The organism is Nostoc sp. MG11, from assembly GCF_014904695.1.
Classification (GTDB): Bacteria; Cyanobacteriota; Cyanobacteriia; order Cyanobacteriales; family Nostocaceae; genus Komarekiella.
The window spans coordinates 1-21,320 of the sequence record NZ_JACXXN010000012.1 but is presented as its reverse complement, the minus strand read 5'-3'; the positions used below and the strand labels follow the sequence as shown (position 1 = coordinate 21,320).

18 protein-coding genes are annotated in these 21,320 nt (G+C 41.5%); 9 read left to right on the top strand and 9 right to left on the bottom strand.

All coding sequences use genetic code 11. The annotated features are described in order from the left end of the window. The first annotated feature begins 138 nt into the window (after window positions 1-138). Window positions 139-1,218 carry a class II fructose-bisphosphate aldolase gene (gene fba / locus HCR01_RS17925; protein WP_193197491.1) on the top strand — a complete coding sequence of 360 codons (1,080 nt, stop codon included), beginning with the start codon at window positions 139-141 and terminating at the stop codon, window positions 1,216-1,218. 192 nt (window positions 1,219-1,410) lie between these two features. On the opposite strand, the gene HCR01_RS17920 is transcribed toward fba, so the two are convergent. Beyond that, complete coding sequence (locus HCR01_RS17920; protein ID WP_193197490.1) at window positions 1,411-2,223, bottom strand: carbon-nitrogen hydrolase family protein; 813 nt, start codon at window positions 2,221-2,223, stop codon at window positions 1,411-1,413. Between the two features lie 351 nt (window positions 2,224-2,574). Between HCR01_RS17920 and HCR01_RS17915 the strand changes: the two genes are divergently transcribed. Further along, on the top strand, window positions 2,575-3,168 hold the full coding sequence (locus HCR01_RS17915) for a MarC family protein (RefSeq protein WP_193197489.1): 594 nt from the start codon (window positions 2,575-2,577) through the stop codon (window positions 3,166-3,168). Window positions 3,169-3,543: 375 nt separating this feature from the next. Here HCR01_RS17915 and HCR01_RS17910 read toward each other — a convergent pair whose 3' ends face one another. After that, the gene (locus tag HCR01_RS17910; RefSeq protein WP_413773952.1) at window positions 3,544-5,232 is read right to left on the bottom strand and encodes a pentapeptide repeat-containing protein; all 1,689 of its coding nucleotides are present in this window, start codon (window positions 5,230-5,232) and stop codon (window positions 3,544-3,546) included. Between the two features lie 631 nt (window positions 5,233-5,863). Between HCR01_RS17910 and HCR01_RS17905 the strand changes: the two genes are divergently transcribed. Continuing rightward, window positions 5,864-8,872, top strand: a complete 3,009-nt coding sequence (locus HCR01_RS17905) for a zinc-dependent metalloprotease (protein WP_193197487.1) — start codon at window positions 5,864-5,866, stop codon at window positions 8,870-8,872. Window positions 8,873-9,235: 363 nt separating this feature from the next. Here HCR01_RS17905 and HCR01_RS17900 read toward each other — a convergent pair whose 3' ends face one another. Beyond that, window positions 9,236-9,457, bottom strand: a complete 222-nt coding sequence (locus tag HCR01_RS17900) for a hypothetical protein (RefSeq protein ID WP_264299920.1) — start codon at window positions 9,455-9,457, stop codon at window positions 9,236-9,238. On the opposite strand from HCR01_RS17900, the gene HCR01_RS40035 reads away from it, so the two are divergent. Then, window positions 9,403-9,546, top strand: a complete 144-nt coding sequence (locus HCR01_RS40035; RefSeq protein WP_264299918.1) for a hypothetical protein — start codon at window positions 9,403-9,405, stop codon at window positions 9,544-9,546. The two genes, HCR01_RS17900 and HCR01_RS40035, sit on opposite strands and share 55 nt — an antisense overlap. 48 nt (window positions 9,547-9,594) lie before the next feature. Here HCR01_RS40035 and HCR01_RS17895 read toward each other — a convergent pair whose 3' ends face one another. Beyond that, the gene (locus HCR01_RS17895; RefSeq protein ID WP_193197486.1) at window positions 9,595-9,924 is read right to left on the bottom strand and encodes a DUF433 domain-containing protein; all 330 of its coding nucleotides are present in this window, start codon (window positions 9,922-9,924) and stop codon (window positions 9,595-9,597) included. A 161-nt stretch (window positions 9,925-10,085) separates the two neighbouring features. On the opposite strand from HCR01_RS17895, the gene HCR01_RS17890 reads away from it, so the two are divergent. Then, window positions 10,086-10,727, top strand: coding sequence for a glutathione S-transferase family protein (locus tag HCR01_RS17890; protein WP_193197485.1), 642 nt, complete (start codon window positions 10,086-10,088; stop codon window positions 10,725-10,727). Between the two features lie 249 nt (window positions 10,728-10,976). Here the strand turns inward: HCR01_RS17890 and HCR01_RS17885 are convergent, their stop codons facing one another. Together HCR01_RS17885 and HCR01_RS17880 are read right to left on the bottom strand one after the other, a co-directional pair. After that, entirely contained in the window at window positions 10,977-11,711 is a 735-nt protein-coding gene (locus HCR01_RS17885) for a DUF1995 family protein (protein WP_193197484.1), read from the bottom strand. Window positions 11,712-11,756: 45 nt separating this feature from the next. Further along, window positions 11,757-13,169: an isochorismate synthase MenF gene (locus HCR01_RS17880; protein ID WP_193197483.1), complete on the bottom strand. Its 1,413-nt coding sequence runs from the start codon at window positions 13,167-13,169 to the stop codon at window positions 11,757-11,759. A gap of 263 nt (window positions 13,170-13,432) precedes the next feature. Between HCR01_RS17880 and menA the strand changes: the two genes are divergently transcribed. The 3 genes from menA (at window position 13,433) to HCR01_RS17865 (ending at window position 16,831) form a co-directional block, all read left to right on the top strand. After that, on the top strand, window positions 13,433-14,329 hold the full coding sequence (gene menA / locus HCR01_RS17875) for a 2-carboxy-1,4-naphthoquinone phytyltransferase (RefSeq protein ID WP_193197482.1): 897 nt from the start codon (window positions 13,433-13,435) through the stop codon (window positions 14,327-14,329). Window positions 14,330-14,426: 97 nt separating this feature from the next. Further along, complete coding sequence (locus HCR01_RS17870; protein WP_193197481.1) at window positions 14,427-15,461, top strand: o-succinylbenzoate synthase; 1,035 nt, start codon at window positions 14,427-14,429, stop codon at window positions 15,459-15,461. Beyond that, the gene (locus HCR01_RS17865) at window positions 15,446-16,831 is read left to right on the top strand and encodes a 2-succinylbenzoate--CoA ligase (protein ID WP_193197480.1); all 1,386 of its coding nucleotides are present in this window, start codon (window positions 15,446-15,448) and stop codon (window positions 16,829-16,831) included. The genes HCR01_RS17870 and HCR01_RS17865 overlap by 16 nt, the downstream gene beginning before the upstream one ends. Here HCR01_RS17865 and HCR01_RS17860 read toward each other — a convergent pair. The 3 genes from HCR01_RS17860 to HCR01_RS17850 all read right to left on the bottom strand — a co-directional run bounded on the left by HCR01_RS17860 (window position 16,814) and on the right by HCR01_RS17850 (window position 19,899). After that, entirely contained in the window at window positions 16,814-17,260 is a 447-nt protein-coding gene (locus tag HCR01_RS17860) for an acyl-CoA thioesterase (RefSeq protein ID WP_193197479.1), read from the bottom strand. The genes HCR01_RS17865 and HCR01_RS17860 overlap by 18 nt on opposite strands. A gap of 71 nt (window positions 17,261-17,331) precedes the next feature. Beyond that, the gene (locus HCR01_RS17855) at window positions 17,332-18,417 is read right to left on the bottom strand and encodes a T3SS effector HopA1 family protein (RefSeq protein WP_193197478.1); all 1,086 of its coding nucleotides are present in this window, start codon (window positions 18,415-18,417) and stop codon (window positions 17,332-17,334) included. A gap of 246 nt (window positions 18,418-18,663) precedes the next feature. Then, window positions 18,664-19,899, bottom strand: a complete 1,236-nt coding sequence (locus tag HCR01_RS17850; RefSeq protein WP_193197477.1) for a phosphotransferase family protein — start codon at window positions 19,897-19,899, stop codon at window positions 18,664-18,666. A gap of 901 nt (window positions 19,900-20,800) precedes the next feature. Between HCR01_RS17850 and HCR01_RS17845 the strand changes: the two genes are divergently transcribed. Continuing rightward, window positions 20,801-21,160, top strand: a complete 360-nt coding sequence (locus tag HCR01_RS17845) for a type II toxin-antitoxin system Phd/YefM family antitoxin (protein WP_193197476.1) — start codon at window positions 20,801-20,803, stop codon at window positions 21,158-21,160. Window positions 21,161-21,320: the final 160 nt, after the last annotated feature.

Sequence of the window (21,320 nt, the reverse complement as noted above, 5' to 3'; positions counted from 1 at the left end):
GATGGCATAAACTTTTTCAACATAGACACACGACACTAGTTATAATTTCCTATAAGTTGAAAAAACTCTTAAGATTTAGCGTAATTATTACGCTTCTCTCACACAGACTAGCTGATAACCACATTAGGAGGACTATCTATGGCGCTTGTACCATTGCGGCTGCTGTTGGATCACGCGGCTGAAAACGGTTATGGCATCCCAGCTTTCAATGTTAACAATTTGGAACAGATTCAGGCGATCCTGAAGGCTGCTGTAGAGACAGATAGCCCCGTAATTTTGCAAGCTTCTCGTGGCGCTCGTGCTTATGCAGGAGAAAACTTCCTACGCCACCTGATTTTGGCAGCGGTAGAAACCTATCCTCAGATTCCCATTGTCATGCACCAAGATCATGGGAATGCACCTGCTACCTGCTACTCAGCAATTAAGAACAACTTCACCAGCGTGATGATGGATGGTTCTTTAGAAGCTGATGCTAAAACTCCTGCTAGCTTCGAGTACAACGTTAATGTCACTCGCGAAGTGGTGAATGTAGCTCATGCTTTGGGCGTCAGCGTTGAAGGTGAACTCGGTTGCTTGGGTTCTCTAGAAACTGGTGCTGGTGAAGCTGAAGATGGTCATGGTTTTGAGGGTACACTCGACCACTCCCAACTACTGACTGACCCTGATCAAGCAGTTGACTTCGTAGAACAAACCCAAGTAGATGCTTTGGCAGTTGCCATTGGGACTAGCCACGGTGCTTACAAGTTTACCCGCAAGCCGACTGGGGAAATTTTGGCTATCAGCCGCATTGAAGAAATTCACCGCCGTCTACCTAACACTCACTTGGTAATGCACGGTTCTTCCTCTGTACCAGAAGATTTACTAGCGCTAATTAACCAGTATGGTGGTGCAATTCCTGAAACCTACGGTGTACCTGTAGAAGAAATCCAAAAAGGGATCAAGAGCGGTGTACGTAAAGTAAATATTGACACCGATAACCGTCTGGCTATTACCGCTGCGGTACGTGAAGCTTTGGCTACAAATCCCAAGGAATTTGACCCCCGTCACTTCCTCAAGCCTTCTATTAAATATATGCAGAAGGTTTGTGCCGATCGCTATCAGCAATTTGGCACAGCTGGCAATGCTAGCAAGATTAAGCAGATTTCTCTGGAAGATTTTGCAGCTAAGTACGCAAAAGGCGAACTCAACGTTGTCACCAAGAAAACAGCTAACGTTTAATTTTGTCAGTGAATAAATAGGGGCACAGTATTGTTATCCTCCTAGAAAGCTGAAGATTCTAAATATTGGGATAAATAAACCGGGGAACATTTAAGTTGCCCGGTTTTTTTGTTCTCTTAGGAGAGAAGGAGTCAAGGGTCAAGAATCAAGAGTTATTTTCTTCCCCTGCCTCCCCTGCCTCCTCTGCTCTAATTAGAATACTCGATGTTGTAGGGAGGGCATTTGACGGCGGACTTGTTCGAGCCTGGTAGGTTTGATTTCAGCGATCGCAATTCCCGGTTGTTCCCCAGCATCGGCTAAAATTACGCCCCAAGGGTCGATAATCATGGCGTGTCCGTGGGTTTGGCGACGGGCGTAGTTGGTGCCGGTTTGAGCAGCAGCAATAATATAGCAGGTATTTTCAATGGCTCTTGCTTGTAGTAGTACTTGCCAGTGATCTTTGCCTGTGAAGGCGGTAAAGGCGGCGGGAATAAATACGACATCGGCTCCTTTATCTGCTAGATGACGGTATAGTTCGGGGAAGCGGACATCGTAGCAAACAGAAAGTCCTAAATTACCGAGTGTTTCTGAAAAATAAACGGGAGGTAGTTGCTTACCAGCCACGACAGTACTAGATTCTCGATAGGTGTTACCGTCGGGGACGTTGACATCAAATAGATGTACTTTGTAGTAACGGGCAAGTTCTTGACCGTTGGGGTCGATAAGTATGGTGGTGTTGTAAACTTTGCCTGTATTTTCTACAGGAATGGGAAAACTGCCGCCCAAGATAGTGATTTGAAAGCGCTGAGCCATTTTTTTGAGAAATATTTCCGTTTCACGGGCGATCGCTTCCGCTTGGCCGAGTTTGTCGTTTTCTTCTCCCATAAAAGAAAAGTTTTCTGGTAAACTTACCAATTCAGCACCTTGACGTACGGCAAGATCTATTAATTCTTCTGCCTGTGCCAAATTTTTTTGGAGATTAGGCACACTGGTCAATTGAATAGCGGCGGCTAAATAAGACTTCATAGATTCAATAAGGAGCAGTCGATTTAAGCAAGATAGATTCTCAAAATATATCGCTACTTCAACCCTAGTGGGCTTAATTAGAAATGTCTAAACGTTGCTTTTCTTTAACAGTTATCAGTTATCTGTTAGCAGTTATCAGTTTTTCAGTAGCAAGTTAGAGTCGGCGACGAATCTAAGTGAGCGGTGTAGATGGGGGCTAAATTATCGCCAGAAATCTTGGTAACTGTTGACTGTTCAGTGATTTCAGGGTTAGCTATCCTTATTACTCTATTTTAATCTTCCTATGGATTCTGGAAAACTAAACCAGATTCAGATTAGGTTGTTATCAAACCCTGATAAAAGCTGTCTGTTGTGGATACCTCTGTTCTGATTCAAACGTTTATCGCGGTGTTTGTCCTAGCGGATGCTGTGGGCAATATACCAATTGTTTTAATTTTGACTAAAGGCAAGACGCCAGAGGAAAGAAATAAAGTCATAGATAAAGCGATTATTGTAGCGATCGCAGTTCTATTACTTTTTGCCTTTACTGGTCAAATAATTTTGAATTATTTAGAAATCAGCATGGGGTCTTTGCGAGTAGCTGGGGGACTTTTGTTGCTGTTAATTGCTTTACAAATGCTGCGGGGAGAATTAGATACACCCATTGTTGAGGAAGGACGCGATGTCGCAATTACTCCACTAGCTTTGCCGTTGCTAGCGGGGCCAGGTACGCTTACAACAGTGATGTTATTAATGTCGAAGACTCAAAGTCCGCATATTAGCGTGTTGGTCGGTATTGTGGGGGCTATGCTCGTCACATGGTTGATTTTACGCTTCTGCAACTACATCGACAAGTGGATTGGTGCAGAAGGTGAGGTGATTATTACTCAGCTTTTGGGTTTTATCTTGGCGGCCCTGGCGGTGGAAATTGGTAGTGTGGGGATTCGGGAGTTGTTTTTGCGGTAGTTAGCTGTGGTGCTATGCATAAACGCTATCCTCAGATTGTAGAGACGTTGCATTGCAACGTCTCTACAGGGTTTCGGGTTTTATTTATGTACTGACTGACATACCCGTTAGTTGATGTCCGGCATGCGTTAGTTGATGTCCGGCATGCGTTAGTTGATGTCCGGCATGCGTTAGTTGATGTCCGGCATGCGTTAGTTGATGTTCGGCATGCGTTAGTTGATGTTCGGCATGCGTTAGTTGATGTTCGGCATGCGTTAGTTGATGTCCGGCATGCGTTAGTTGATGTCTGGCATGCGTTAGTTGATGTCCGGCATGCGTTAGTTGATGTTTTGAATACTACATTCAGTCCTTGTACATACTCCCAAGCTTCCCTTCCTAATTTAGTCCCAGTTGTTCTTTTAACGCTTCTGGCACATTAATTGCTGTCTCTAATCCTCGTACACCTTTCCACTGCTGCTTTTCACCCCAAGTCATTTCTTCTAGATTGGCGTCGCTGAGGTCAGCACCACTAAGAATTGCGTAGCTAAGGTTACTGTGGCTGAGATCTGCACCATTGAGGATAGCGCCGCTGAGGTTACTGCCACAGAGGTTGGTATTATTAAGGTTGGCATAGCTGAGGTCTGTACCGAAAAGTACAGCGTCGGAGAGGTCAGCACCACTGAGGTCAGCATCGTTGAGAATTACCCCGCTGAGATCGGCATCGTTGAGAGATACTCTGCTGAGGTCTACACCACTCAGGTCAGCACCTAGGAACATCGCACCGTTGAGTCTGGCGTCGTTGAGCTTTGCGCCGTTGAGTTTGGCGTAACTAAGGTCTGCTGCGACCAGGATGGCATCGCTGAGGTTGGTACTAAAAAGAATTGTGTCACTGAGGTTAGTACCGTTGAGGATAGCATGGCACAATTCAGCACCGCTGAGGTCGGCGCGGCAAAGATCGGCATGACTAAGGTTAACGCTGATGAGGTTGGCCTCACTGAGATTAGCACCGAAGAGGATAGCGTTACTGAGGTCGGCGCGGCTGAGTTTGCTATTTTTGAGGTTTGCGCTGCTGAGGTCAGCGTGGCTGAGGTTAGCATTGCTGAGGTTGGTACTGTTGAGATCAGCGTGGGTGAGATTGGCGCGACTAAGGTTAGCACCGATAAAATTAGCGCCGCTGAGGTTGGTACTACCAAGATCAGTACGGCTAAGGTTAGCACCGCTGAGGTTTGCGCCGCTGAGATTAGCATCACCGAGGTTAGCACCGCTGAGGTTAGCACTGCTGAAGTTGACGCCCGTAAGGTTGGCATCACCTAGGTAAGCACCGCTGAGGTCAGCACCGCTGAAGTTTACTCCAGTGAGGTTGGCATCACCGAGGTAAGCACCTCTAAAGTTGCCACTTCTGAGAAATTCCCCAACAATAGTACTAAAATTGCCAATTTCCAGAGCATCACTATAGTTAATAATCTGAAGCAATTGGCATGTAAAAAAATTTTCTGTATTTGGTTGAGCAGATGGATAAAAAGTAATTTGTTGCTTGAGTTCATCTCGTTCTTGTGCGTAGCGATGTAACTCCAAGAGCAAAATCAGTACGTTCAGCCCTGTATATATATCTACTTGTCTGAGTCCGATGGTAATATTTTGTGCTGCCAGCTTTAACATTTTTTTCTGAGGCAGGTTAGACTCCGGTGTGGCGTCAATAAATTCTCCCTGGCACCAGCGACGATAAAAATCTTCTAGCCGCTGGAAAAGCATTTCCGGGCGAATTTTTTTACTAGCTACAAGGAATTCCATCAATTGCTCGACTATTTCTGGTTTCAGCGCACCGTTGCCTAGTAAATCGTAAATCTCTTCATACAATTGGCGATCGCCTAAATTTCCTCCAGGCAACTTCTCGTAAAGCAGTGTGTTTGGCTTCAAAGTCAAGCTACTGACTGATATTGTCCATTCTTCCAAGCTTTTTTGCAGTCTTTGAAACCATAAATAATCCTGTAAATGATCTGGAGCAAATTTAACGTTGTCTAATTCTTTAATCATTTTTCCAGGAGGCACAGCCGCTTCAGCTTCCAGAGATGTTGTCTTTGGCATCTGTTTTAACCTTGTACCCCTTACATAATTTCTCAGCAGCTTCCAGACTTGAGATAAATATGTTGACATTGTTGTGCCTGTTAATACTACAAAATTACCGTTGTGATAAACTGTATGTAAAGATATTTCCTTGCCAGTAAGCTTTTCAATAAAGAAATATATTAGTAAAATAAATACTAAGTACCTAAGTAATAGTGCGTTAGCGATCGCGTTACTCGAAAGAGTTGCCAGAAGTTATGGGTAGCGTGCTAGATGGCATCTCGCTAACCTTGAGGAACCAGGAACCTGACGCTTTTGCTCACAAGGAGGCTAAAGTGTCAGATCTAAAACTCTTTTATTTCTGAGAGAGCTCTAACATTTTGCTTAAGTTCTACTTCTGTTCCAGCATCTTCACTAGTCTGAGGCAAAAATAATACGTACTGTTTGTTACAGACGTAGTTATTAGGAAGAATACTACAGTAAAACAGTTCAACAAAGCTAAAAATTACAAATGAAAGCTAAACTAAAATGTTAGTTGCTTGATAACAGGCTGTTACAAGAATTTTTAGATTGACTCAATTAGCAGAGGTAAAACTGGGTAGCTTTGCATAAATTAAAAATTAACTAGTCATAGTTGTCAGGGATGAATTAAATGAACAGATTAACCTTTTGTATAATTTTGTTAAATAGTTTGTTTTTAGGAATAGCAACTACTAGTGCTAAGTCACTACCTGTTAGTGAAGTTGATCAGAAGGTAGCTAAAGCAACTCAGGACTTCCATGTAAATGGACGTCGCCCGACTGCTATAGGAATTAAAAATAGTCGAGAGGGAAATTCTTCGACTCTGCTTTCGGCATCATCTGCAAACGCCAATATCTCTGAGAAAGTGAGGCTACCATCAGAGCAAGTTTGGGTGGTTAATCAGAACAAACAGGCACAGCGTCAATCTTTTATTTGGGTAGTTAACGATCTGAAAAAAGCAGAACAGCAGCCATTTTTGCAAGTACAAAAAACCCCAGAGAAGCCGAATGAAAAGCCTAATCCTAGTAGTAAACCACCAAAAAAGGATGATTTCGAGCCATTTGATGAAGTGGTGAAAGACACTAAAAAATCCGGAGGACTATTCACACTTTATCGGAATCAAGAAAAGAATAAAATCTATCTAGAAGTTAAACCAGAGCAACTAAATAAGAATTATTTAGCTACGGCAACATTGGAATCAGGCATTGGGGAAAAAGGCATTTATAGTGGTATGCCTTTGCAAGATTTTTTGTTTTATTTCCAGCGAGTAGGTAAAAATTTAAACTTTGTTGTTCGCAATGTCAATTTTCGGACTCGTGATGGAGATCCCCAGGCGCGATCGCTTGCCCGGTCTTTTAGCGACTCTGTTCTTTATACCATCACTATTAAAAGTATTCATCCAGAACGCAAAACTATTCTGATTGACTTAGGAGATTTGCTACTAACAGACTTAGCCGGACTATCTCTAAGTTTAGGATTGCCCGGAAGCACAGACAAATCTTATTTTGGCACTGCTAAAGTCTTCCCGCAAAACTTAGAAATTGAGTCAGTTTTAAACTTCTCCAGTAGTGGTAAAAGCAGCGAAAATGAAATGCGGAATTTCACGGCACTACCTGACAACCGTGGCTTCACCCTCCGCGTCCACTATAGTCTCTCACAACTACCAGACAAAAGTTACCGACCACGTTTGGCTGATGAACGTGTCGGCTATTTCATCACCGCTTACCAAGACTTATCCAAAGACGATCGCGGTGATCCCTTTGTCCGCTACATCAACCGCTGGGATTTAGAAAAACAAGACCCCAAAGCAGCAATTTCTCCACCCAAAAAACCGATTGTCTTCTGGATTGATAATGCCACGCCCTTCGAGTATCGCGATGCCATTAAAGAAGGGGTATTAATGTGGAACAAGGCCTTTTTAAAAGCAGGATTTAAGGATGCAATTGAAGTTCGGCAAATGCCAGATGACGCCACATGGGATCCGGCAGATATTCGCTACAATACGATTCGCTGGATTAACACGGTAGATGGATATTTTGCGCTGGGGCCATCCCGCGTTAACCCGCTGACTGGAGAAATTTTGGATGCAGATATTTTGGTAGATGCTAGTTTTGTGCGGGCGCTCAAGAATGATTATCGCAAAATCGTCCAACCCAGCCAAACAGAACGTACTTCTTTATCAGCATTGATGCAAAATCGCCTACTTTGCGCCAACGGTTTAAATGCCAACAACGATACTGCCACGCAGATGCAGGGGAAACAAGAGTTATTGAATCGTTTATCTAAACTGGCAGGTGAGTACGATCTGTGCTATGGCATGGAAGCTGCTAACCAGTTTGCCTTTGGTTCACTGGCGATGTCACTGCTGCAAGATACTGTACCTAATCAAGATCAGCTTAAAGAATATACCAATCAATATTTACGTTTAATCATCGCTCACGAAGTTGGCCATACCCTTGGTTTACGCCACAACTTCCGTGGTAGTACCCTGCTACCAGCAGAAGAGATGAATAATACGGAAATCACCCGCACCAAAGGTTTGACAGCATCGGTGATGGATTATGTTCCTCCAAATATCGCCCCCCAAGGTACAAAGCAGGGAGATTATTTCCCCACTATGGTGGGGCCATATGATGAATGGGCGATTAAGTACGGCTATACACCAATTCAGGCGGCATCTCCCATAGCAGAAAAGCCGATTTTAGAAGAAATTGCTCAGCAATCCTACAAGCCGGAGCTAAGTTATTCCACAGATGAGGATGTGTATGGCCTCGACCCAACTGCCGATGCTTGGGACAACAGCAGCGATGTGTTGCTTTATTCACAGTGGCAGTTGAATAATTCTCGTGTGATGTGGGAGCGTCTCAATAAGCGTTATCCAATGGATGGAGAGAGTTACAGCGATTTGAGTGAACGTTTTAGCACAGTATTAGGTAACTATTTTCAGCAAGTATATTATACAAGTAAGTATATTGGTGGACAGTCTTTTTACCGAGTTAAGGCAAGTGAAATGCCATCCGGCAATCTAGCTAATCGCCGCTTACCATTTGAACCAGTGCCAGTTGCACAACAGCGGCAAGCCTTAGAGACGCTACAAAAGTATGTGTTTGCCGAGGACGCCCTTAGCTTCTCACCAGAACTGTTGAATAAATTAGCACCTTCACGTTGGCGACATTGGGGTAGCAATCCGCTGGTTGGTCGTTTGGATTATCCAATTCATGATTCGGTTTTATTCATGCAAAGTGCGGTGTTGCGGGATTTACTTTCACGCGATCGCCTCTCCCGTCTTAAGGACATCGAACTCAAAACGCAGCCAGGGGAAGCACTGACTCTACCGGAACTGTTTGATACTTTACAATCAGGTGTCTGGACGGAAGTATTAAAACCAACAAACAAACCGCTAAAGATTGCCAGTTTGCGGCGAGGCTTACAGCGGGAATACTTGAATATTTTGACTGCTATGGTGTTGCGGAAAGAATATGTACCTGAAGATGCTCGTACTCTAGCTTGGTATAAACTTAGGCAATTAGATGACGAACTTAAGCAGGTGAATTCCAACGATGAATATACTAAAGCGCACATTCTAGAAACACGCGATCGCATCGAAAAAGTCTTAAACGCCCCGTTGCAAGGGAATTAGTAGGGGAGAAAAGGTTAAAGGGTAAGGGGTAATTCATTGGTGTCAACTTAACGTGAAAGCCTAGTCTGATAAGCATTTCAAAGTTTTTCGATGTACCACCTAGACTTGAGATCCCCCCTAACCCCCCTTAAAAAGGGGGGAATTATAATCGAATGCCCCCTTAAAAAGGGGGTTGGGGGATCTGAAACTACTGGAAATTGAGTGTTTGAGCTTAAGTTGACACCAATGGGGGTAATTTTAGCCTTTTCCCTTTCCCTATTAACCAAAAGGTATTGTGGCAATATCTACCCTACAGAAAACCCACACTAATGTTGCCAAAAAACTGATTAATATTAGTCAAGCGATCGCTTCAGGCTTTAAACTTTATAAGGGTAAATATAGTACAACTCCCTTCCACTCGGACTGTTCACTACAGTCAACAAGCAGTAATAATTCATCAATTACTTGTCTGATTGGCATCCGATCATTAACCACAAACAACCCTGACATTTGCTCTCCTCTTAACAATCGCTCGTAAGCAAAGTCTGGCATTGTTGCACGGTCATAAGTCAAAACAATGCGATCATTGGTTGCTGCCCAGTCCAGAATTGCTGGATCATCCGCTTCCCGTAGACCAACATCCTGAACGCGAAGTAAATCAAGATTTGGTTAACGCAGAAATAATCCCCGAATAATATCGCCGTTGAAATTTTCATCATTGAGCAATCTCAGCATAATTGCTTTTAAGATTGCTGCCTAGATAACAGGCGAGAACGAATTAGTCTCAAATCAGGTTGAACACTCGATAAACGCTGATGCACGGATTCAGCTAGCTGTTCTCGATGGTTAAGGTAGGTTTCTACCGCGTCTTGGTGTCGGAGGTAATAACCAATTGTGGTGTAAACATCGGATAACGGTAGCGTTGAATAACGCTGAACGATGGATTCAGGAGATGCACCGTCCTGAAATGCTCGAATAACTAGTTCCAGTAAAACTCTTGAATTTCCTACTCGAATTGCTCCCTTTGCATCCTCACGAAGAGGAGGCATTTCGCGTTCTAAAGTAAAGCTCATAAGCTAATTGCTGCTGGAGTAACTGTAAATAACAATCGTAACGAAACTCAAGTGCGATCGCATCGAAATTAATTATCGCTATGCTTTAGAAGAAATAGGTTCTGAGCGAATTTTGTATACTGAGGTCGGATAGTAATGAGCCGCCAAAGGAAAAACCTTTTATGATCGTTGTCCATCATCTCAACAACTCGCGATCGCAGCGCGTGTTATGGCTGCTTGAGGAATTAGGTATTGAACACGAGATCAAGTACTACGAACGCGATGCGAAGACGATGCTAGCACCGGCGTCACTACGCCAAGTCCATCCGCTTGGCAAGTCACCGGTGATTACAGATGCAGATCTAGCGATCGCTGAGTCGGGCGCGATTATTGAATACATAATAGATCGCTACGGTAATGGTCGGCTAGTCCCGCCATCCGGTACACCGGAGCGTCTGCGTTACACGTATTGGCTGCATTACGCCGAAGGTTCTGCAATGCCACCGCTGGTGATGAACCTCATTTTCAACCGTTTTGGAATAGCGGATAGCAGCGCGATGGATGCATTCATCGCGCCTCAGATTAAGCTTCACTTTGACTACATAGAAAGCGAACTTGGTAAGAGTACGTGGTTTGTAGGCGAAGAATTCACCGCCGCCGATATCCAAATGAGCTTTCCTCTCGAAATGATCGCCACGCTTCCCGAACAGATCAAGAGCCGACCAAAGATCAAGGAATTTGTAGAGCGCATCCATACACGACCTGCTTATAAACGCGCTCTCGAACGTGGAGGCAAATACGACTTCGCCAACAGCATTCAATAGACTTCTTGCATAAGCAACAAATCCTTTGGTAGAGACGTTGCATTGCAACGTCTCTACAATGGTATATCTGTCGCATTCTTTTTTCAAAATGGTTATAACTACAGATAAATATTGGTGTTTATCTGTGGTTCTTTTTGGTTTTATTCGGATTTTTGAAGTTTAACAATCTTATACCCCGGCAATGGTTCCAAACGATTAGGGTGCGTTATGCTTCTGGCTAACGCACCGTCATAGATTAGCTCAAGTCAGTTAACTACTCAATGCCTTAAAAAACCGCTGCAAACTTTTGAACACATTGGGTTTTTTCGCAGGTACAGCGTCAGTTGTTGTTTGTGGTTGTCCCTTTGTAATGATCAGATCTAACTCATCACCTGATGGTTTTTTGGGTAATTCGGCAATTCTTTGATATTCGCCGTTAGTTTCCAGCCAAACTTCCCACTGTCCTGGATAGCAGCGATATACGGCAGTTTCATCATCTACGGGACGCAGATAATAGGCGGATTCAATGGTGTTGATGAAGCGATCGCGGATTTTTCTGGCTGTATAACCAATGCCTACAACTCCAGAATCTTCTAGGCGAGGATTTAACATGATTAAAGGGCGTGAGCCGATTACTTCACACAACTTTTCTAGCTGTGGTACTTCCACGGAAGTAGGGGCAATGAATAAGAAGATTTCATCCTCTGGCTGAATTTTTGACTCTAAGGAGGCGGCCCTACCTGTACCAATATCCTCAATTTTAAATGGTGCGTCTGCCCAATCACGACGGGCAAGGGCAGCACCACCAGCATCGGCAAAGAAAATCTTCAAGCGGGAATCATCAGCTGCAAAAACTGGCAGAAATTGCTCTGCTACTGGTATGGGTTTGAGTTCTGGGAATAAGAACTCAACTTGTAGGCGAGTACAGCCATCTGCAAGAGCAGCTTGGGTAGCTACACGAGATTGGGCGATCGCATCTTCAAGACTGTTGGGAAGTTCACTCATATTCTGTATCATACTGAAGTAACTAACTCCCATTGTTTCAGTAGTTCACACTAATGCCTTCAGTAAAGCCTGAAGTTTGAGCTGCACCTCTGCAAACTCTTTGTCAGGATCAGAACCGGCAACAATACCGGCACCAGCATAAAGTCTAGCGCGATCGCCATCTATCAGTGCGGAACGAATTCCAACGATAAACTCGCAGTTACCCTCAGAGTCTATCCAACCCAGAGGCGCGGCATATAAACCCCTCTCAAAGCTTTCATAGCGCCGAATTTCGGCACAGGCAACATCTCGTGCTGCACCAGCAACCGCTGGTGTCGGATGCAGTTGAGCAACAATCTTTAACGGGTGTACATTGGTAGGAACGATGGCGCTGATTGGTGTCCATAAATGCTGGATGTTAGATAATTGTCGCAAGCGTGGTGCTAACACTTGAGGTAATACACCTAGCTGGGATAAACGTTGAGTAATGAAATCAATTACCAACAAATGTTCATGCCTTTCTTTTTCACTATTTAATAAACGATTGGCATTGGCAGCATCTTCAGCGGGTGTTTTACCTCGTGGTGCAGAACCAGCCAAAGCATCAGTGATTAACTGTTGATTACTAATACTAATTAATCGTTCTGGACTAGCACCAATAAAGTTTTGTCCTTTACCATTATTTGTGGAAAAAATATAACAATTAGGATGTATTTGCCTAAGATTATCTAATGATTTGAATAAGTTAAAATGATTACTTGATCTGACATCTAGCGTATCTGCTAGAACAATCTTACTTAAATGGTTAGAGCGAATTTTTTCCAGAACAGAAGATACTGAACGTTTAAATTGAGTTGCATTTGTGACGGATTTCTTACGGAAGTTTGCCGGGAAAAAATCAATATGAGGATAAGATTTTAAAGACTGGATAAATTCAATTTTGCCCTGCACAGTCTGCAATACTCTTTGAATATTTACACTGCTATTGATAATTGTATTCGTTACTAATATACAACGCTGATTTTTTACAGCTACTTGCCAGCGTGGTAAGAAAACAGTAGCAGATGGAAATGGATAATCTGCTTGGGTATTTTTGTCAAAAAAGCTGAAATAACAAAAAAAGTGAGGCCCAGAAAAAGGTTGATTAGCGTTACCAAAGTTAATTATATTTTTTAGACAAGATTTGATAAAATATTCGGCTTTATTAAAACGTTCTATACCATCAATTTGTAATTTTGCTACAGTATCAATTGCCGCGATCGCTTCTCCTTTACCTTTATGCTCAAAGTAAAAATTTATTTCATTTGCTTGTGTAAGTTTATTCAATACAACTAAGGGGTCAACTAAGTCAATCTCTTGGGAGATACTGACAATTTGCCTGCAATTATTGTTGAGGCACTTTTCTTGCACTGCTAACAGAAATTGATATAAATCTTTGTGCTCTACAAAGGAGTTGGTACGACATGGTGAAACTGTCATGGATCTAAAGTAAATTTTTTTTAAGTTAACTTCCTAAAGTGTAATTAATCGTGGTCGTATTTCTACAGGTAACATATTAAGTCGCCATTTCACCAGCGTGTGGTTTGCCTTGTTTGTGGTGTTCCCAGACCCTAACAAGCTAAGCTCAGTATTGGGCTGCAACTTCAGTAGTACTCAGTCCTGAGTTCTGAGTCCTGAGTAAAACCCCACGACTAAAGTCTCTTGTGTGAGTAACATTTTGGTATTTTAATTAATCACGACTGATGACTACCAAGCAGATTTTATATCCCAACACTAAGTTATGGATGGCGGCAATTAAACCGCCGATGTACAGCGTTGCTATTATGCCTATTTGGGTAGGAACAGCAGTAGCATTTGCGGAAACTAAAATTTTTAATGGTGCAGTATTTTCTACTTTTGTAGGTGCGGCAATTTTAATTCTGGCGTGGGAAAATATCAGTAATGATGTGTTTGATTCCGAAACAGGGATTGATCAAAATAAACACCATTCTCTGGTAAACTTAACTGGCAATAAGTCATTAATATTTTGGTTAGGAAATTTGTGTTTAGGTTTGGGATTGCTGGGCATATTAGCGATCGCAACTTGGCAACAAGACCCAACTATTATTGGCATAATTCTGCTTTGCTGTGCATTAGGCTACACATACCAAGGGCCGCCCTTTCGCTTAGGATATCAAGGTTTAGGCGAGATTATTTGCTTTTTCGCCTTTGGCCCCTTGGCAGTAGCGGCAGCATATTACAGTCAAACTCAAACTTGGTCAATGACGAGTTTAGCAGCCTCAATAATTGTCGGCATCGTCACAAGTTTAATTTTGTTTTGCTCACACTTTCACCAAGTTAAGGATGACATAGCTGCTGGTAAGCGATCGCCTATCGTCCGTTTGGGAACCGCAAAAGCTGCTCAACTCCTAATTTGGTTCACTGGTGGCATTTATCCCCTCACCTTGCTGTTTGTGTTGTGGGGATTTTTTCCAATTTGGACGTTGCTGAGTTGGTTTAGTTTACCCTTTGCCGTCAAACTATGTCGTCATGTCCAAAAAAATCATCACCAGCCAGAAAAAGTTAGTAACTGTAAATTCATCGCCGTATCCGTGCATTTCTGGAGTTGCTTACTATTAGGTTTGGGATTTATGCTTTAGTAACTCTAGAAGTTGTGAGATTTTTCGTAGCGGCTGTCCTTAATCCTTGGTCATTTGTAATTACAAATAACAAATGACATTTAGCAAATGACTTTTAGTGACATACAGATTTAAATTTCGTCCGTATAGACATAGATTTGTGCAATCTTTAACTACCAGTCACGGTATTTGGGATATCCGGGATGGGATTATCCTCAACCTCACCGATGAAATAGGTAGAGTCGGCTGGGGAGAAATTGCCCCTATTAGCTGGTTTGGTTCCGAAACCATAGAACAAGCTTTAGATTTTTGTCGCCAATTACCAGAGGAAATCACAGACGAGACAATTTTCTCCATTTCAGATGAGTTACCTGCTTGTCAATTTGGTTTTGAGTCAGCGCTAGAGGGACTGGGGACTGGGAACTGGGGACTGGGGGGAATTATTGAAAAAGACTCTCCCTTGTCTCTTCCCGATGTCCAATCTTCAATGTTCAATGCCCAATCTCTCACCTATAGCGGCTTATTACCCGCTGGGGAAGCGGCTTTAAATCAGTGGGAAACGTTATGGCAGCAGGGATATCGTACGTTTAAATGGAAAATTGGTGTGTATGCGATCGCTCATGAACTAGAAATTTTTAACATACTTACGCATAGCTTACCAACTTCTACAAAACTGCGATTAGATGCTAACGGCGGACTCAGCTATGAAGAAGCTAACTTATGGCTGTGGAATTGCGACAATATCAAGGCGAATGAAGAAATATCTGTAGAAATTGAATTTATCGAACAACCGCTACCTATTGAGCAATTTCAGGAAATGCTGGAATTAAGTATATGTTATGGGACTGCGATCGCTTTAGATGAGTCTGTCGCCACATTCAACCAACTTGTCACCTGTTATCAACAAGGTTGGCGAGAAATTTTTGTTATTAAGCCTGGGATAGTCGGTTCACCATCTCGGCTACGACAATTTTGCCAACAGCATAAAATTGATGCTGTATTTTCATCAGTATTTGAAACTGCGATCGCAAGACTTGCAGCACTCCAACTAGCAGCGGAATTATCTCAAAATAACAGAGCAGTTGGTTTTGGCATCAACCACTTTTTTGAACCCAAAGAAACCTGGCTTCAAAGTCTATGGAACGACCTTTAGACTATCTAAAAAAACGTGCTGATCACGATTGGCTGATTGGTCATAACAGCCTTCAGTTTCATAAAATAGCTGAAGAATTATATTTAGAACTAACGCAGTTATCAGTATATGGAACGCCACCAAAAATTATCTTAGCCGAACGCGACCCAATAAAGTTTTTAGCAGGTTTTCTTGCTGCTTGTGCAGCTAATTGTTCAGTTTTTCTCTGTAACCCCGACTGGGGAAAACAAGAATGGCAACAAGTCTTTGATTTAGTACAGCCAGACATTATTTGGGGACTGGGGACTGGGGATTGGGAAGAAAAGACTACCCCTTCTCCCACTCCTCCACTCCCCCGCTCAACACTCATCATGATTCCCACAGGTGGTACATCGGGACAGGTTAAATTTGTCATCCATACTTGGGAAACTCTCATGGCATCTGTTCAAGGATTTACAGAATATTTTCAGCTAAAGCAAGTAAATTCTTTTTGTGTATTGCCGCTATATCATGTCAGTGGTTTGATGCAATTTATGCGCTCCTTCACAACCGGAGGACAACTGGCTATCCTACCATTCAAAGCAGTAGAGTCTGGTCAAAAACTCAATATTGAAGAATCAAAATTTTTCCTATCTTTAGTACCCACGCAGTTACAACGTCTCCTACAAAACCCAGAATTAACTGAGTGGCTAACCAAATTTAAAACCGTACTTTTGGGAGGTGCGCCAGCATGGAATGAACTGCTAGAAAAAGCGAGATTCCATTGCATCCGGTTATCACCTACATACGGTATGACAGAAACCGCCTCTCAAATTGCTACCCTTAAACCCGATGATTTTCTCAAAAGTAAAATAAGCAGTGGTCAGATTCTCCCCCATGCCCATGTAACAATTCGTAATCAACAAGGCGAAATTTTAAATTCAAATCAAATAGGAAATATTACTATCCAAGCAAAATCTTTAGCGCTTGGCTACTATTATCCAACTGAGAAAATACAAGATTATTTCCAAGTAGATGACTTAGGTTTTTTAGATAACCAAGGTTATTTAAATATTGTTGGACGTAGTAGCGATAAAATCATTACAGGCGGTGAAAATATCTACCCAGCAGAAATTGAGTCAGCGATATTAGCAACTAAAACGGTTGCTGATATTTGTATTATCGGCATACCAGATAAATACTGGGGACAAGCATTAACAGCCATTTATATTCCTCAAAACTCAAATATCTCTACCTTAGAAATCCAAACCCTACTCAAAGACAAACTTAGCAAATTTAAAATCCCCAAACATTGGATTCCTCAGCAAAGTTTACCCCGCAACTCCCAAGGTAAAATCAACCGTCAAAAACTACAGCAAATAGCCACAAAATTCTTACATAATCTCTCTTGACTTTCTTCTCTCTGCGCCCTCTGCTTCTCTGCGGTTCGTTTCCAACCACCGAATAATCTCATCAGGCAATTCCTGCTTACTTCTACTACTCACTTCAATACAAACGTGTCTAGTAATTGCCTTAGCAACAACCATATCACCAACTGAAATTTCATAAGCAATTTCAAACTTATCAATACCTAATTTTTGGGGCATTAAGCTAATCACTAACTTATCACCGCAAAACATTGGGCGCAAAAAATCTACACTAGCATGAACAATCGGAAAAGCTACAGATGAGTTACTGAAAAAACCCTTAATATTAATACCTGATGTTTCTAGAGATTCTTCGTAAGCTTCATGACAAATACCCAAAACATTAGCAAAATAAACTACCCCAGCAGCATCAGTATCTTGAAAGTGAACTGTTCGATTATAAGTAAAAGGCATTTTTCAAAATTTTAAATCATAAAAATAGCAGGCAATAAACCTGCTCTATAATTTTACTGTAACTAAAATTATTAATTTAAGGGGTAATATATATCTTCAGAACTAGGATTTAGATAAGGATGCTGTAAATCAATTGAATGCTGTGCAAAGTGTTGGTCAATTACCCTCATCCGCTCCTCCATTGCATTCTTACCTTTTTGCCAAGCCTCTAACAATGCATTAGCTACAATTTGGCAACGGTTCATCCCAAAACTCTCTTGCGCCGCAAATTTTTGAGTTGGTTCCTCAGCTAAACTCAGTCCTGGGGCTAAAAATTTCGTAAATAGTGGTATTTCGGTTTGAAAATGGGATTGATGTTCTGTATAAACAGCCTGAAGGATTTCGCGGATGGCTGGATAGTCGTGAAGTTCAAAGAAGAGTACCCCTGAGTCATAGCGTTCGTATGCAGAGGGGTTGTAGAGAACCTGAAAGCTAAAAGGAATAGCCGCTGCATTTAGTTGCTGAGTTAGGCTTTGCATGAGCGCGATCGCACCAGATGGGGTGAAATTAAAATAGATTCTCCCTGCTCCCAAATCCGCATCTGGGTTTTGCCGTTCTTGTCCAATATTGCTAACTGCTACATAACAACCGTTTTGCAGACGATTTTTGGGCATCCAGATGGCTACTAGCTCACCCGCTTTGGCAGATTTCATCCTGGGTTTGAGATGACAGTTTGGCTCAACATAAAGTGTCAAACCGCCTTTAGCCACAGCCATACTACCATCAGGCTCTTGCCGCAACACCCGCCAACTAGGGTCAAAATAACCGATACCATAATTACACTCATGCAGTTGCCCATAAAATTCCCAATCAATTCCCAAGGCGGAATCGGTTTCTAAATTATGGCACTGCGTGTGATTTGTACTTTCGGTATTAACTGCCAAAGTAGTTTGCAGCGAGCCATTGTAATAAATTCCATAAAGGAAATTTCGCAATAGCAAAGTGAGATATTTATGCTGCAAAGCCGAGGAAGTTTGCTGAAATCTGTCGGCTACTTTAGTCGGCAGAGCAAAGGGTTGATAGTTGGGATGGTAAATACAAAAATTTGACTCAATCTGGATATTGTTAACAATATCGAATAGTGTAGTTAGCAGTTGATTGGTAGAATAATCTAGCATTAATCGATTCAGAACTCAAAATTCAATAACCACTCTGTATCAAATATCTTTGCTACTTGTAAAAAGCATAATATAAAATTTGTAACCACAGATAAATCGAAAATATTTATTTGTATTAGCCTATAATTTGATTTTAAAACCTTCTAGTTTTTCATAAACTTCAATTTAAGCAAATTAGACAAAAAATAGCATACAGAACAATTCAAAATATCTTAATTATCTTTTAAATTGTTCTGTTATGTGCTATTAACAGCCACGCAGCCGAGTTTTTTCATAATAAATGCGAAGTACTTGCTGCTCTTTTTCTGGTTGAGGAACTTTATGAAGGTTTCCCACAGGTTTGAGAATTTCTGACTCAGATATGCCGAAAATAGTCAGTACAGATTGCTCAGGCATAGTGAGCAAACTTTTAGCGACTTGAAGCATACAGATGTCAGCATTATCAAAGTATTTGCGGCACGTAATCATCTCTTGAATTTGATGAATCAGTGCCAGCCCCGCAAATTGAATAACGCGCAAAATAAAATCACGACGGTATTCCAAAATCATGGGAAAAGCATTGAGATAAGCTCTAATTAAGGCAACTATTGAAGGTTGTATAACCTCTAGAGGTGTCATCGCCAAATGCAAAGATTCTTCTAATTCAATTGTGGGGTCTACTACAAGACTAGATAGCCAAATTTCTAAATAGCTTGCTAGTAAAGTTCCTAAATCAAATGCTGGATCTCCCCAAGAGCAGGCTTCCCAGTCAATTAGCCGCACTAGACAATTGTCTAGCTGCTCCCACCTAGAATGAACTAAAATGTTATTTAATTTCAGGTCGTTATGTGTTAGGCAGCAAGGATGCCACTCATTTGCTAAATCAGCAATTGCTGATTCTAAACTTTCGTAGCGCTGATAGAGAATATAAAACTTTAGCGCCTCGCTGGGAACTGTACCAAAAATCTCTGGACTAATTGACCCTATTCCTTGCGCCGGGTTGTAATAGCCATAGCGAAACTGTCCTTGAGGAGCAGTTGCCATGAAATCACTATATTCTCGGCGATTGAAGGTTGCACGATGCAGACCAGCCAAAGTAGTGCCAATAGCGGAGGCAATTTCTAGTGGAAAAATATCATTTCTGTGATATACTCTCCCAAGTTCCAAATATTCACTGAGATAATTGCGAACAAGGATAGAATTTTCCTCATCAAAGTGCAGCACTAGTGATGCGATCGCAGAAATGTTGCCTAGAACCGGAAACTGTTGAAGTAACTGATGAAATAGCCACTCATTAAAAAACTCTTGCGGCATTCCATCATTGTTAAGATTACGTTCTTGTTTAACAAGCAGTTTACGGTTACCTGCCAGAGTAACCAGTAAATTGCAATTCTTACTACTTTCTGGTAACTCAGATTCATTTGCTGCGCCATCTTCTGAGCTACACAGACCTGCATCTTGCAAATACTGGATAACGTTATGAGAAGACAGTGATAATACCATGTATTATTTCCTAGTTCCTAAAATTGCGGAGAGAATCACCTATACCTATATCGGGATTGGCTTAGCTTTAGCCGTTTTCGGTAGATAGCAACTAGTGTGTGAATAACAATAACGATTGGTACAATCTACTAATATCCCATCTGTCTGATAAAAACCTGCCAAAATGGCACGAAACCCTTTACTTTTCCTTTAAAATTTGCTCAAAGATACCATCAATTCTTTACATTTTTCAGCATAGTTACTTGTATCTATCTAGAGTAGAGTTTTATCAGGAATTAACGTCACCACAAACAAACTGATTCGCAGTAAGTGCTAATTGCTGTTAAGTATTCATTGATAAATGAAGACATTTGCTCCTCCTGAATCTGATGGAAAAATGTAGTAATAATAACAATATGTCAGATTAGAAAAAGCGAAAAATCTAAGAGTTCCTTCGCATCAAGAAGCATGACATTTGACCCTATTATTTTTATTGATCATCACAAACCGAAGAAAACCGGAAATTTTAGGCGGGGAATAATTAATTTTTTTTCATATTTTATTATTTGCTATCTTGACGTCTCAGTAACATATTAATTTTGTCACTAATAAGCTATTGACAACCGTAGACGCGTAGCTATGTAACCAAAGTTGCGGGTTATCGACTGACGTGTGCTTGTCACCCCTCAATAAATGCGATCGCATTTATTTTCATCGTTAGACTGTAGACCCTGTAATCCGCAGCCTATAATGTTTTTGACCCCAATTAGTCAGAATTTTTTGACCAGGTTTTTTGAAAATTTTACTTTATCAATTTCTGTGATGTTACGATAAAAGCATCAACCTGTACAGACTTTGTGTACAGGTTAAGTGAAAATGTACTTAATTCAATTTACAAGTACAAAGGAAACTTTTGATACTTATGGTTTTTGAAACTTATACTTACACACAAGCACGAGAAAAGCTGTCTGAACTGTGCCAGAAAGTTACTTCAGAACGCGATTTTGTAATCATTACACGTCGTAATGCTGAAAATGTAGCTTTAATAGCTGTTGACGAACTTTCTAGTATTCTAGAAACTGCTCATCTTTTACGTTCCCCTCGTAACGCTGAACGTTTGCTAACAGCTTTAAATCGAGCTAAATCAGGAGTTGTGAAATCTCAAAGCTTGGATGATCTTAGTAAGGAGTTAGGATTTGACCAAGAAGCAGAACATCAAAAACCAATCAAAACCAGAAAATCCAGCAACTCCAAAGCAAAGAAAAACAGTATTTCAACCTGAATTTTTAGAAGACTTAAAATTTTGGGTGGAAAATGATCAACGAGTTACCCTTAAAGTTTTGGAGTAAGGATTCAGGTCTAATATTTAGGAAGCAGAGATGGGCGAGACAGATAATTATTAGAATTAGCCAGCAGTGCTTGTGCAAAAAAGTCAATCACAG